This window comes from Klebsiella sp. MS 92-3 (genome assembly GCF_000195655.1).
Lineage (GTDB): Bacteria > Pseudomonadota > Gammaproteobacteria > Enterobacterales > Enterobacteriaceae > Klebsiella > Klebsiella pneumoniae.
In genome coordinates this window covers 42,111-54,915 of the sequence record NZ_GL882815.1, presented here as the reverse complement: position 1 = coordinate 54,915, position 12,805 = coordinate 42,111, and the positions used below count along the sequence as shown (strand labels likewise).

Annotated in this window: 11 protein-coding genes and 1 pseudogene; 6 read left to right on the top strand and 6 right to left on the bottom strand. The window is 61.9% G+C overall.

Annotated elements, in window-relative coordinates; all coding sequences use genetic code 11:
• Nucleotides 1–233, bottom strand: a pseudogene (locus tag HMPREF9538_RS12660) (oxidoreductase); the annotation flags it as partial.
• Nucleotides 234–244: 11 nt separating this feature from the next.
• Complete coding sequence (gene hpxD / locus HMPREF9538_RS12665) at nucleotides 245–1,282, bottom strand: molybdenum cofactor-independent xanthine hydroxylase subunit HpxD (protein WP_009485248.1); 1,038 nt, start codon at nucleotides 1,280–1,282, stop codon at nucleotides 245–247.
• A gap of 125 nt (nucleotides 1,283–1,407) precedes the next feature.
• Between hpxD and hpxR the strand changes: the two genes are divergently transcribed.
• Nucleotides 1,408–2,331, top strand: a complete 924-nt coding sequence (gene hpxR / locus HMPREF9538_RS12670; RefSeq protein ID WP_002904781.1) for a LysR family hpxDE operon transcriptional regulator HpxR — start codon at nucleotides 1,408–1,410, stop codon at nucleotides 2,329–2,331.
• Here the strand turns inward: hpxR and hpxO are convergent.
• Nucleotides 2,312–3,466, bottom strand: coding sequence for an FAD-dependent urate hydroxylase HpxO (hpxO, locus tag HMPREF9538_RS12675; protein WP_009485247.1), 1,155 nt, complete (start codon nucleotides 3,464–3,466; stop codon nucleotides 2,312–2,314). The two genes, hpxR and hpxO, sit on opposite strands and share 20 nt — an antisense overlap.
• A gap of 345 nt (nucleotides 3,467–3,811) precedes the next feature.
• Here hpxO and HMPREF9538_RS12680 point away from each other — a divergent pair, with 345 nt between their 5' ends.
• From HMPREF9538_RS12680 to HMPREF9538_RS12700, 5 genes are all read left to right on the top strand, one after another.
• Nucleotides 3,812–5,191 carry a nucleobase:cation symporter-2 family protein gene (locus tag HMPREF9538_RS12680; protein WP_004184021.1) on the top strand — a complete coding sequence of 460 codons (1,380 nt, stop codon included), beginning with the start codon at nucleotides 3,812–3,814 and terminating at the stop codon, nucleotides 5,189–5,191.
• Nucleotides 5,169–5,669, top strand: coding sequence for a 2-oxo-4-hydroxy-4-carboxy-5-ureidoimidazoline decarboxylase (uraD, locus tag HMPREF9538_RS12685; protein WP_002904787.1), 501 nt, complete (start codon nucleotides 5,169–5,171; stop codon nucleotides 5,667–5,669). Before HMPREF9538_RS12680 ends, uraD begins: the two co-directional genes overlap by 23 nt.
• Nucleotides 5,666–5,992, top strand: a complete 327-nt coding sequence (gene uraH / locus HMPREF9538_RS12690; protein WP_009485245.1) for a hydroxyisourate hydrolase — start codon at nucleotides 5,666–5,668, stop codon at nucleotides 5,990–5,992. Before uraD ends, uraH begins: the two co-directional genes overlap by 4 nt.
• A 265-nt stretch (nucleotides 5,993–6,257) precedes the next feature.
• Nucleotides 6,258–6,524 carry a type II toxin-antitoxin system antitoxin HipB gene (gene hipB, locus HMPREF9538_RS12695; RefSeq protein ID WP_002904790.1) on the top strand — a complete coding sequence of 89 codons (267 nt, stop codon included), beginning with the start codon at nucleotides 6,258–6,260 and terminating at the stop codon, nucleotides 6,522–6,524.
• Nucleotides 6,524–7,846, top strand: coding sequence for a type II toxin-antitoxin system HipA family toxin (locus tag HMPREF9538_RS12700; RefSeq protein ID WP_009485244.1), 1,323 nt, complete (start codon nucleotides 6,524–6,526; stop codon nucleotides 7,844–7,846). The genes hipB and HMPREF9538_RS12700 overlap by 1 nt, the downstream gene beginning before the upstream one ends.
• A 16-nt stretch (nucleotides 7,847–7,862) precedes the next feature.
• On the opposite strand, the gene HMPREF9538_RS12705 is transcribed toward HMPREF9538_RS12700, so the two are convergent.
• The 3 genes from HMPREF9538_RS12705 to HMPREF9538_RS12715 all read right to left on the bottom strand — a co-directional run bounded on the left by HMPREF9538_RS12705 (nucleotide 7,863) and on the right by HMPREF9538_RS12715 (nucleotide 12,790).
• Nucleotides 7,863–9,155, bottom strand: a complete 1,293-nt coding sequence (locus HMPREF9538_RS12705) for a glycoside hydrolase family 10 protein (protein ID WP_002904794.1) — start codon at nucleotides 9,153–9,155, stop codon at nucleotides 7,863–7,865.
• Between the two features lie 141 nt (nucleotides 9,156–9,296).
• Entirely contained in the window at nucleotides 9,297–10,301 is a 1,005-nt protein-coding gene (locus HMPREF9538_RS12710; protein ID WP_009485243.1) for a fimbrial protein, read from the bottom strand.
• Complete coding sequence (locus tag HMPREF9538_RS12715; RefSeq protein WP_009485242.1) at nucleotides 10,289–12,790, bottom strand: fimbria/pilus outer membrane usher protein; 2,502 nt, start codon at nucleotides 12,788–12,790, stop codon at nucleotides 10,289–10,291. The genes HMPREF9538_RS12710 and HMPREF9538_RS12715 overlap by 13 nt, the downstream gene beginning before the upstream one ends.
• Between the last annotated feature and the right edge of the window lie 15 nt (nucleotides 12,791–12,805).

Here is a 12,805-nt window from a genome sequence, read left to right as displayed (position 1 = left end):
CCCCCGCGAGACTGCGACTCGCGGGCGATGCAGAGCAGATAGCGATCCCGTTCGGCCGGGCTGCCGGTCAGGGAGTACTGACGGATCAGCCCGCAGGGAAGATGGAGATCGATATGGGCGCCGGGCGTCCACGCCGGCAGCGGTTGCCCCTCGGCGCTCACCAGACGAACGGCCAGATTTTTCGCGCCCTGGCGCCACAGGCCATCGACCACCACCGGGAGTATGTCGCGCATATGACCTCCACTCATACCAGAAAGAAATCGCCAAAGCCCATCTTCTTCAGCCCGCGCCGGTAGGCGATAGAGCTGCGGTCCGCCGGAATATGCGCCTCCAGGGTCAGATCCAGCGGCAACCGTTCCGGACGCTGGGTCTCGACCATCAGGCGGTCCTCTTCAAATACCCGCAGGTTGAACGCATGTACGTCTTCCACCGGCACGTGCAGATCGAAGTTGCGGGCAATAGGGGCAAACATCCGCGTCACCCGGGACGACACCGGCGAGGCGGCGTTCATGATCACCAGCCTGGCGTCGGCGGGAAAATGGATGGTCAGCGTAGCGGTGAACGGCAGATGCATTTCAAAGTGACGCAGCCACTGGAACCCTTCCGGCGCGCGGAAATCAGAGCTGGCCGGGTAATTGCCCACCGAGCTCCAGTAGTCGGCAACAAAGCCGAACGGCGTCTCCTGCGGGGTATAGTCCGGCACCTGCTGGTTGTCCGGATCGGCGAAGGTATCGGTGTGGATCCACGCGAAGTGGGCGACATCGAGAAAGCCTTCGACCTGGCGGCCGGCAAATCCCTTTACCTCGAAGGCCGGGCAGTTGATTTGCTGAAAGCCGGCGTCGTCCCAGTGCGGCATGGTCGGTAACGGCGGCGGATTGTCCGGATCGCAGGCCAGGCAGGTCCAGATCAGCCCGTAGCGCTCCTCCACGGCGAAGCTGGTGAGATGCAGTTTGGCCGGAATGGGTTGCCCCGGACTGGAGGGGATGCGGTTGCAGCGGCCATCCTCGCCAAAGCGCAGGCCATGATAGGGGCAGACGATGCCTTCCTCTTCATGAAACCCCAGGGTCAGCGGCACCCCGCGGTGCGGGCAGACGTCGCGGGCGACCACCACCTGGCCTTTAATACGGTAGATAACCAGCTGTTCGTCCAGCAGGGTGGCTTTCACCGGGGCGCCGGTAATATCGCAGGCGCGGGCCACCGGGTGCCAGCAGCGGGCCAGCCGCAGCCAGTCCTCTGGTTCAAAGGTGCAATGGGCGGGGGGCGTGGGGGTGATTGTCTTCATGATTTCTCTTCCTGCTCACATCGGTGATTGTTTTATTGTTGTGAGATTATTGTTGTCATATTAGGGTGTTCACATCCATCACCATTAATTCACTCTGCTGTTGCAAAAAAGAGTACAGGGGTGCCATGAGTCCATTTTCCCGTTTCGCGCACTATTTCATCGCCGTGGCCCGCTGCGGCAGCTTGCGCCGGGCCGCCGAGCAGCTGCATATCTCCGCCTCGGCAATTAACCGCCAGATCCTGCAGGCCGAGGAGGCCTTCGGTACCCCGCTGTTCGAGCGCCTGCCGGAGGGACTGCGGATGACCACCGCCGGTGAGTTGCTGTATGACAACCTGCTGCGCTGGCAAAAGGAGTTTCGCCAGACGCGGCAGAAATTCGATGAGCTGCAGGGGATGAAGCGCGGAAGCGTTAGCGTTGGCATGGTGCAGGCGCTGGCGGAAGGGGGGTTCGCCGCCGCGCTGGCGGAGATCATCGCCAGCTGGCCGTGGCTGGAGCTGGATCTGCAGGTGGCTGACAGCCACACCGTCAGCCAGAAAGTGCGTCAGGCGGACCTGGACGTCGGCCTGATCCTCGATCCGCAGGGGCAGGCTGGACTCAGCGTGCTGGCCTTTGCCGAACTGGAGGTGGGGATTGTGATGCGTCCGGACCATCCCCTGGCGGGGGCGAAGGCGCTGTCTTTGGGCGAGCTCAGCCTGGAGCGGCATATCGTGCCCGGCGCGCCGCTGATCGTCCATGAGCGGGTGGCGCTCCTCTATCGCCACCATGACTTTGCGCCGGAGAATACCATCAGCTGCAATGATATCCGGCTTATCAAGTCGTTGGTGCTACGCGGTAGCGGCGTGACGCTCCTTAGCCTGCTCGACGTGCTGGACGAGGTCCAGCGTGGACAGCTGGCCTTTGTCCCGCTGCGCAGTACGCTGTTGCGACCGCTGACCCTGGCGCTGTGTACTGCGCCCTCGCGTCAGCTTTCGCGGCCCGCGCAAATGGCCATTCAGACGCTGAGTGCGGTGATCGAATCCATGGCGACGGTCAGCCCAGCGGCCCGCTGAGGATGGTGTCGCACATGCCGTTGATAATGCGCTCCCCGGTCTCCTCACGCAGCTCCTGGTACCAGGCTTCGGTGAGCTGCATATCCTTCCCGTGGGTAATATCGCACCGTTTACGCGCCTTCAGCACCAGGTCACGAACCCGGTCGCAGCGCTGGGCTTCATACTCGCGCAGGGCGGCCGCAATATCTCGGGTCTGGCAGAAAACGGCGCCCAGCACCACTGCATCTTCCATCGCCGCGCAGCCTCCCTGGCCAATATCCGGGGTGGTGCTGTGTCCGGCATCGCCGAGCAGCGCGACGCGGCCGCGCACCAGGCGGCTGAAAGGTTCGATATCATGGATTTCAATGCGGTTGGTAGTCTGCGGGTCGAGGGCGGCGATCAGCTTCTGCACCGGCGGCGCCCAGCCGGCAAAGTAGCGGCTGAGGTCAGCGCGCAGGGTGTCACGATCCTCCGCCAGACCCGCCGGAAGCGGCACATCAAAGAAAAAGTAGAACCGGCCGGCGGAGACCGGCATCAGCGAGACGCGCTTGCCTTCGCCGACAAAGGTGGTCCACTGATCGCCGGGCGCCAGCGCTTCATCTATCTCCACCAGACCGTTCCAGTTGACGTAGCCGGCGTAGCGGCGCTGCGGGGTAAAGCCCAGCACCCACGGACGCAGTGCGGAATGGCTGCCGTCGGCGGCAATCAGCAGATCGCCGCTGGCGCTGCTGCCGTCGGTAAACCATACCGTCACGCCGTCGGCGTCTTCTTCACAGCGGGTGACGCGTTTGCCGAACTGCACGCTGTCCCGTCCCCAGTAATCCAGCATTTCCCGCTGCAGTTCTGCCCGGGAGACCGGGCAGGGGCGGCTGCCGGTGCGTTCGATCAGCGGGGCGAGACTGAACTGGGTCATGTTCTCGCCGCTGCGGAAATCACGATACGCCATCCGGCGCAGCGGCCCGCCGAAGGTCTCCATGATGTCGCCCATGCCGAGGTGGGCCATGCACTTCACGCCGTTGGGCCACACGGAAATCGCTGCGCCGACCGGTTTGATCTCTTTCACCGCTTCATAGACGTCGCAGTCGATCCCCGACTGTTTGAGCGCCACTGCCGCGCTTAAACCGCCGATGCCGGCGCCAATCACGATTGCTTTCATTTTTTTCTCCTTCTCCCGATGTTGTGACTGACTACAGCAATTTGCGTACCAGTTCGCTGGAGGGAGGAAAACCGCCTGCCTGAGGCACAGCGATGGCTCATGACGCACCGCATCGGTGCAATGTGAGGTATTGGTTGCCTTTTTATGAATCAAAAGTTTCTGTATGTTGCATTAAGAATCTATCGTTTCAGACGCCTGGTTCAGCAGCGAAGAGGGGTGATGCATCACGAGCGTAATCTAAGTTGATGATTTTGGAGTGGTAATAAATTTATTGGTGCCCTTTTGTCGTCTCTGGCCTGCTTTGTGCACTAGCCCATGCACTTCTCTTTGCTACGGGATATCACTATGTCTGACGAACATCACAGTGGTCTGCTTTACGGCCTTGAACAGCGGATCCCACCGCTTCCGGCCTTTTTCAGCGCTCTCCAGCATGTGCTGGCGGGCCTGGTGGGGATCATCACGCCGCCGCTGATCATCGGCGCTACCCTCGGGCTTGGCGACTGGCTGCCGTATCTCATCAGTATGTCGCTGCTGGCCTCGGGCATCGGCACTTTTCTGCAGTCCAATCGGGTATGGGGCATCGGCGCCGGGATGATCTGCATGCAGGGCACCAGTTTTGCCTTCCTCGGCGTGACGGTGGCCGGAGGGATGTGGGTAAAAGCCCAGGGCGGCGGGCCGCAGGATATGATGGCGATGCTGTTTGGCGTTAACTTTGTCGCCGCTCTGGTGCCGGTGATTGTCAGCCGCTTTATCGAACCGCTGAAGAAAATCTTTACTCCCATCATTACCGGCAGCGTGATTGCGCTGATCGGCATCAGCCTGATCAAGGTCAGCGTCATCAACTGGTGCGGTGGGGAAAAGGCCGAGGATTTCGCCAGCATGAGCAATATCGCGCTCGGGGCGGGCACCCTCGGGGTTATCGTCCTGCTGAGCTGCGCCAAAAACCGCTGGCTGCGGCTCTCCTCGGTGGTGGTGGGCATTGCCGTGGGCTGCATCGCAGCGGGGCTGAGCGGTCAGTTCCATCTTCACAGCCTGGGCGACACCCTGTTTCGCCTGCCGACGCTGTTTCCGTTTGGCTTTCAGTTTAACAGCGCGATATTTCTGCCGGTCGCCCTGGTGTCGCTGGTCTGTATTCTGGAGGCGGTGGGCGATCTGACGGCCAACTCGCTGATTTCGCAACAGTCTGTTGACGATCGCGCTTTCCGTAACCGGCTGAAGGGCGGTATCCTGGCGGATGGCGTCAGCTGTATGGTGGCGGCCATGCTCTGTGCTTTTCCGAACACCACCTTCGCGCAGAACAACGGCGTGATCCAGATGACCGGGGTGGCCAGCCGCTATGTCGGACGCTACATTGGCGTGATTCTGATCCTGCTCGGGCTGTTTCCCCCGGTGGGCGAACTGCTGCGGCAGATCCCGGCGCCGGTGCTGGGGGGCGCCACGATGGTGATGTTTGGCTGCGTGGTGGCGGCCGGGATCCGGATTATTACCCAGACCCCGCTGAGCCGTCGCGATGTGCTGATCGTGGGGCTGGCGTTTGGCGCGGGTCTTGGCGTGGAGTCGGTGCCGGCGTTTCTCAGCCATTTTCCGCCGATGGTCGGCGATCTGTTCGGTTCGGCGGCCACCAGCGGTGGGCTGGTAGCGATAGCGCTGAACCTTATTCTGCCGCAGGAGCAGGCGGCGACGAAATCGTTAAGGAGTCAGGATGATCGCGCTGAGTCAGTTTAACAGCCTGAGCAAAGATGAGGCGGCGGGGCTGCTGGCCCCTTGCGTGGCGATCCCGGCCTGGGGCGAGATGCTGGTGAGCTTACGACCTTTCGCCAGCCGCCATGCGCTGCTGCAGGCCGCCCGTAAGGCGATGGCTAACTGGGGAGAGGATGAGCTGAACGCGGCGCTCAGCGCCCATCCGCGGATCGGTGAAAAGCCGACCGGCGGCCAGGCGCATGCGGCGCTGTCGCGCCAGGAGCAGTCGGCGGTGGACAGCGAGAATGAGCGGCTCGCGCAGGCCCTGCGGGAGGGGAATGCCCGCTACGAAGCCCGCTTTGGCCGGGTGTTTTTAATCCGCGCCAAAGGGCGCAGCGGCGATGAGATGTTGCAGGCGCTGACGCGCCGGCTGCAGCATACCGCCGACGAAGAAGTGGCCGAGGCGCTTGCCCAGCTGCGAGAGATTACGATGTTAAGACTGGAAGGAGTGATTGGCGAATGAGCACCCTGAGCACCCATATTCTGGATATTTCCACCGGTACGCCGGCAGAAGGCGTAACGGTCAGCCTGAGCCGGGAGGGCGAGACGCTGGCGAACCTGGTGACCAACGCCCAGGGGCGTATCGCCACCTTTAGCGCCGCGCCGCTGCCGGCGGGGCGCTATTGCTTAACAGCGGAAACCGGGGCGTGGTTTGCCCGCGCCGGGCGCGAGAGCGTCTTTACCCAGGCGCAGATTGATTTTGTTATCGGCGAGGCGGCAGAGGACCATTTCCATCTGCCCTTTCTCATCGCCCCGGGCGGGTGGTCGACCTACCGCGGCAGCTAAGCCCGTCTGCCCGCTGCCGGGCGGCGCTGCGCTTGCCCGGCCTGGATCGTTACGGAGCGGGCAGAGACAGCCCGTAGGCCCGGTAAGGCGCAGCCGCCACCGGGCATGTACAGGTGGCTCCGGCGATCATCCTTCCTGTTTTATCCCCACTCAAGGATAATTATTCTCCTATCCCCACCAGGGGATAACCTTGACATTATCCCCTACAGGGTATAAAACCAAGTTTATCCCGACAGGGGGATAAATGATGGTGAGGAACAAGGCGATGAATTCCCCGCAGATATACAGTCCCGTGCAGCTGGCCAATTACCTGAAGCTGCTGCGCCAGCAGAACCACTGGACCCAGGATGCGCTGGCCAGGCGGATCGGCATTAAGCAGGCCACGCTGTCCAATTTTGAAAATCACCCCGACAAAACCACCTTAACCACGCTGTTTAAGATCCTCCAGTCGCTGGGGGTGGTGATGACGCTGAACGCCAAAGCTGCTGAGACGGCGCCGGCTCCCGATAACAACACGGACCTTGACTGGTAATGGCGACGCTTACCACCTGGATGAACAATGTGCGCGTGGGAACCTTAACCCGCCAGGCTAACGGGGCGCACAGTTTTCGCTATGACGAAGAGTGGCTGCGCAGCCCGCGCGCCAGACCGCTCTCCCTCTCACTGCCGCTGCAGTATGGCAATATCACTGCCGACGCGGTGTATCACTATTTTGATAACCTGCTGCCCGACAGCCCGCAGGTCCGCGACCGGATCGTCAGGCGCTATCAGGCGCGCTCGAAGCAGCCGTTCGATCTGCTGGCCGAAGTCGGGCGGGATAGCGTAGGGGCGGTGACCCTCCTGCCGCCGGGGGAAGAGGCGCACCTGGAAGGATTACGCTGGCAGACACTGGACGAGGCGCAGCTCACCGCTTTGCTGACCGCTTACCAGTCGGATATCCCCCTCGGGATGATTACCGGCCAGGACGATTTCCGTATCTCGGTGGCCGGCGCCCAGGAGAAAACGGCGCTGCTGCGGATGGGCGAGCAGTGGTGTATTCCGCAGGGCGCCACGCCGACCACGCATATCATTAAGCTGCCCATCTGCGAGATCAAGCAGCCCAATGCGACGCTGGATCTGCGTGAAAGCGTGGATAATGAGTATCTGTGCCTGGCGCTGGCCAGAGAACTGGGCCTGGCGGTGCCGGAAGCGGAGATCATCGCCACCCCGCGGATCCGCGCCCTGGCGGTAACCCGCTTCGACCGGCGCTGGGCGCAGGAGGGACGGGTGCTGCTGCGTCTGCCGCAGGAGGATCTGTGTCAGGCTTTTGGTCTTCCTTCAGCGATGAAATATGAGTCTGACGGCGGGCCGGGTATCGCCGCGATCATGACCTTTCTGCTGGGCTCGAGTGAAGCGCTGAAAGATCGCTATGACTTTATGAAGTTCATGGTCTTCCAGTGGCTGACGGGGGCGACGGACGGTCACGCAAAAAACTTCTCAATTTACCTGTTGCCCGGCGGCAGCTACCGCTTAACACCGTTCTACGACATTATTTCGGCGTTTCCGGTGCTGGGCGGCACGGGACTGCATCTGCGCGATCTGAAGCTGTCGATGGGGCTCAATGCCACAAAAGGGCGTAAAACAGAGATTAACGCCATCTATCCGCGTCATTTTCTGGCGACGGCCAAAGCGGTGAACTTTCCCCGGGAGCAGATGCTGGCGATCCTCCAGGAGTTTGCCGGGCATGTGCCGCAGGCAATCGAAAGCGCTCGCCGGACGCTGCCGGCGGACTTTTCCAGCCACGTCTGGCAGGCCATTACAGAGAACATGCTGAAGCTGCACGCCCGCCTGCAGCAAGGGCTGCAGGCGCTATAGCAGAGCCGGCTGGCGGCTAGCTCTGCGGCTGCCCCCAGCGGCTGCGCAAATAGTTAACCGCCTGCCGGGTTTGCGGCTGATTGAGGTTGTTTTCGCGGAACAGGATGGTGCCCTGGATCTGCGGCAGAGTCTCATTGAGATCGAGCTGCTTTTTCAGCTCCGGCACGCCGCCGTCCACCGTCCAGTCAGGCTCATTTTTGGACGGTTCACCCACCTTGTACAGCGCCACGCCGATATACAGCCGGGTATGGGTCGGTTTAACCACCTCGGCCCACCAGTTGGCCAGCACATCATAGCGCGCGGCATCGCGGGCAAACGGCCAGTAGATCTGCGGCGCGATGTAGTCGAGCAGTCCCTGCTGCACCCAGCTGCGGGTATCGGCATAGGATTCATCATAGGCGGCCGCGCCCCGGGTATCCGACCCCGCCGGATCGTGCGAGCGGTTGCGCCACACCCCGGCCGGGCTCACGCCAAACTCGACGTTCGGATTGAGCTTTTTGATGGTGGTGGAAACCTGGGCTATGAGTTGCTGGGTGTTATGCCGCCGCCAGTCGCCCTTCGAGGCATAGCCCTGCCCGTAACGGCGGAAAGTCTCGTTGTCGTTAAGCGGTGAAGAGGCGGTTTCGGTATAGAAATAGTCATCGAACTGCACGCCGTCAATCGGGTAGTTCTGCACCACTTCAGCGACGATGCTGGTGATCCAGTCCCGTGCTTCGGGAATGCCCGGGTCGAGGACAAAGCGATCGCTGGCGGTGCGGATCCAGTTACGGTGCAGGACGAACACGCTGGCCGGTACCTGGGTGAGGGTGTTGTTCAGCTCGGCAATCGTCGACGGTTTGGTGTTGACCGAGACGCGGTAGGGGTTAAACCACGCGTGAACCTTCATGCCGCGCTTGTGCGCTTCATCCAGCATAAACTGCAGCGGATCGTAGCCAGGGTATTCGCCGATTTTGCCGGTCAGCATATCGGACCACGGCAGAATATCCGACCGCCAGAGCGCCGTACCGTCCGGTTTCACCTGGAAAAAGACGGTGTTGATCCCCAGGCGCTGCAGGTTATCGAGTTTAGCGATCAGCGCCAGCTTCTGCTGCGTGATGCGGCTCTCCGGCGTGCTGGCGATAATCGACCCGACCGGCGGCCAGTCAAGGCGCGAAACGGTGGTGAGCCACACGCCGCGCACCGGCTCCCGGTGCGCCTGCCCGGCTTTGACGGCGGCAGCGTTCGGCGGCGTGACAAGGGATTTAGGGGCTTTACTAGTGCAGCTGAACAGCATGCCAGCGGCGATGAGCGCCGCGCCTGCCAGCGCCACTTTGCTGGCTAAGGGGAATCGACGAGAATGGCTGATGATGAACTCCCGTGTACTCAGATCGTCGCGTGTAGGCGCTATTCTCTTACGATTCGCCGGTCAGAGCAATTCCTTCATCCGCTTCATCCGTCGGTTCGCCATCGCCTAGTCATAATGCAAGGTATAGGTCGCGACGGCCGACACCTGACCGGCGGTGATCCGGGAACGTGTCTGGTAGTAGCGGGCAGTGAGCGGCAGGGTAAACCGGCCCGCGCTCGCGCTGCCCAGCGTCATCTCATGATTCAGTACGACCGGCTGACGATGGTAAAGCAACTGCACGCCAATACCCTGCGCCCGATCGTCGGTGGCGTCATTGCGCAGAACGCCATGCCCCCGGGCGGAGAGGGGCTCCGCGCCGTCAACTCGCAGGGAAATAGTGACCGCGCTGTTGCAATCCAGCTGCAGCGCGAAAGGGGTGTCGCCGGTGGTTTTGCCGACGCCGCCGAAGTGGTCAAGCATCGCCGCAGGGAGCTTGATCAGGGCTGGCGTGGCGTCATTCACTGAACATCCCGCGGTGCTGATCCTGCCGGTTAAGTCTAACGCGGCCAGCGGGGTATGCTCCGCCATTAAAAAGCGCTCGCTGTGATACTCAAGCTCGCCCGGCGTCGCCGCGGGACCGGTTTTAATGAGCTCAATCGTCAGGCGGAAATAGCCCAGTTTCCACACCGCATCGGGCAAGGCGGCGGGATTGTCCACCCGTTGGCTAAACGGCGAGGGCGTCGGCCGGTCAGGAAAGCCGCCATAGCCGCCGATAGCGCGCAGCGATACGCGAACGCCAATGCCGGCGAGGTTAGTTTGATAAACCGTCGGTCGCGTCACTCCCCCGGACAGCAGACTGTCCAGCAACAGCGGCGACAACCCGTGCGGATCGTCCGCGCAGCGGATCCACTGTTCGCCGCCGTCGCTAAGGCGGTTCCAGGCGAAACTTTTATGATACAGCGGGGTGCCGGGTCTGGCGTCAGCCGGAACCGTGAGCTGCCCCACGTTCAGCCGAAGGGTGGAGGCCTGGCCGCGGACAAACACTGGCGTACAGGCCCATCCGCTGGCGGCCGGTAACAGAGTGAATAACAGCGTCAGGGCGACCCGACGCAGGAGAGTTAAAAAGGACATGATAACGTCTGCTGTAAGATGAGTGGATGGGGGGTCTGCGCCAGCGTCGGGGTGAGATCGTAGCGGGCGCTACAGCGCTGCTGAGGGCCTGGCCCCCATTGCGCATACAGGGTGCCTTTTGGCGCCAAGCCGGCCAGGTACACCTGACCCTCGCTGGCAACGATGCTGTTGGTGTCTTTGACGCGTACTTCGCTGCCAAAGGGCAGCGGTTGTCCTCGCGACTGCAGCGTAAACAGCGCCTTATAGCCAACGTGGGTGTGAAAGCGCGCCAGAACCACCGCGTCTTTGGTAGGGACCAGCGTCACGGTGCTGTTGGCCAGATCCACATTCTCCGGCAGCGAATGGCTATCGAGAGAGACGTCGTTGCGGTGATAGGCGGTGGCGAAGGGCAGCACGGCGTACCCGTCACCATTGGTGGCGATGGTTTTCTGGTTGGCGAGGGTCACACCCCCGGCGCCACCGGCGTCAATCAGGACGACAGCGCCATTCATTTCCGGCGTAAAGACTACCCCGTGGCGGTGAATCAGAATGCCCCCGCTGGCGCCGTAGTTCAGACGAGCGGACTGCGAATCGTGGCTGTAGCCGAGATTCAGATCGCCCCTTCCACTGCTGTACCCGGCCGTCAGGCTGCCGCTGGACCCGTTTTGCCGATCGCGGGTTTGGCTGACGGCGTAGCTAAGCGCGTGATTGTCCAGCAATGTGCCGTTGAGGCTGACCATCTGACTGCCAACGCTGTGGCGGGAGGAGGTCAGGGTATAGCCGGCATAGCTCCCCGGCAGCAGGTGGCTCAACGGCACGGAAAGTGACAACGTCACCACTTTGTCGGAATGCGGCTCGTCATCCTCCTCGTCACCGTGGCTGCTGCGGGAGTCGCTGTAGCTGAGCGACCACGCGATACCGTGAACCTGGCTGCTGATCCCCATATTGGCGGTACGCTGTGTGGCGCCCCCTGACCAGTAGCTGTCCTGGTCGAGACTCAGATAGAGGGTGATATCGTACGGCAGGCTCTGGCTGGCGGTGATTTGCAGGGTTGCTTTTTTGTTGTCGCTATCCTGCAAGTCGTCGTCGCTACCCGGGCTGGAAAACGCCTCGCTCAGCGTGGCATAGCGCTGATGCGAATAACGCCAGCCGGTGAAAGTCAACTGCGTGCCGAGACGATCAAAACCTTTGCTGTACTGGAGCTGCCAGGCCCGGCCATCGATCGGATCCTGCTGGTGCCGGTCGCGGGCGTTTAACAGCTGCAGCGAGAGCGCCCCGGCTTCTCCCAAACCCTGTCCTGCGCCGAGCGAGAGGTTATGGTATTGCGCCGCGCTCTGCAGTCCGCCAAACAGCGTCAGATTGTGGGCGAACCCGCGCATCAGCGACAGCTGCATCATCAACGGCCGCTGGCTGGCATCGTCGCTATGGTAGCGCCCGGCGACCAGGTTGTATTTCAGGCTGCCTTCGCGCTGCATGCTGGTCACCGAAGCATACGGCTGGGTGAATCGGCGGATTTCGCCATCCGACTCTTTGACGGCAACCTCAAGATTGCCGCTACTGGCGGTGGGATAAAGATCGTCAATCACGAACGCGCCGGGGGTGACGTAGGTTTGATACAGCACGTAGCCATTTTGCCGAACCGTGACCTGGGCGTTGGTTCTGGCAATCCCGCGGATGGTCGGGGCAAAACCTTTCTGCGAGTCCGGGAGCATCGCATCGCTGGAGGCGAGGGATATTCCCTGAAACTGTACCGCGTCAAACACATCGCCCGACGTGAAGGTATCTCCGAGGGTCAGTTCACTCTGCCAGCGCGTCAGGTCGCGCTCAAGCCAGGCGCCGCTGGTCGTCCACTGGGGCTTATCATCGCTGTTGACGGTCAGGCTATTGCTGGCGCGCAGGCGCCAGGCGCCGACGTTCACGCCGCTTTTCAACATCAGATAGTTATCGCGCTCGGTGCTGCCCTCGCGGGTACGCTGGCTGGCGCCTGAATAACGATAGTTACTCTGAAAGGCGCTAATACCTTCGTCCCACAGCGCAGAGGGAACATTATCCCTCGCCCGGTGCGTCATCAGCGCCTGAGGAATGGTCATTACCAGCCGCTGATGAGCAAAATCGAAATTGACCGTGCTGCCCGGCAGCAGTGCGTTGAGTTCGGGACATGAGCGGGACGTTGCGCCGGGCGCCTGGGACAGCACGGCCGGGTTAACTCCGGCCTGCAGCAGATCTTCCGGCTTAAGGCAGGGCGTGAGCTGTCCGCGATCGTTCTGGCGAAACGTGACGGTCTTACGGGCGTCCAGCGTGACGCCGTTGACCTGCCAGCTCACCGGATAGGCGCCTGGCGGCTGGCCCGCCTGCTGATTGAAGCGTTGCAGATCCACTGCCGGCAAATGGTCGTTTTTCTCCAGCAGATCCATATTAAAGGTCGCCTGGGCGTGCAAGAGCGCGCTCTGTCCGCCCAGCAGGATGGAGAGGCTGACGACGGTAACGGTATGAACCGGGCCGTGGCGCATCGCGACATCAGACGC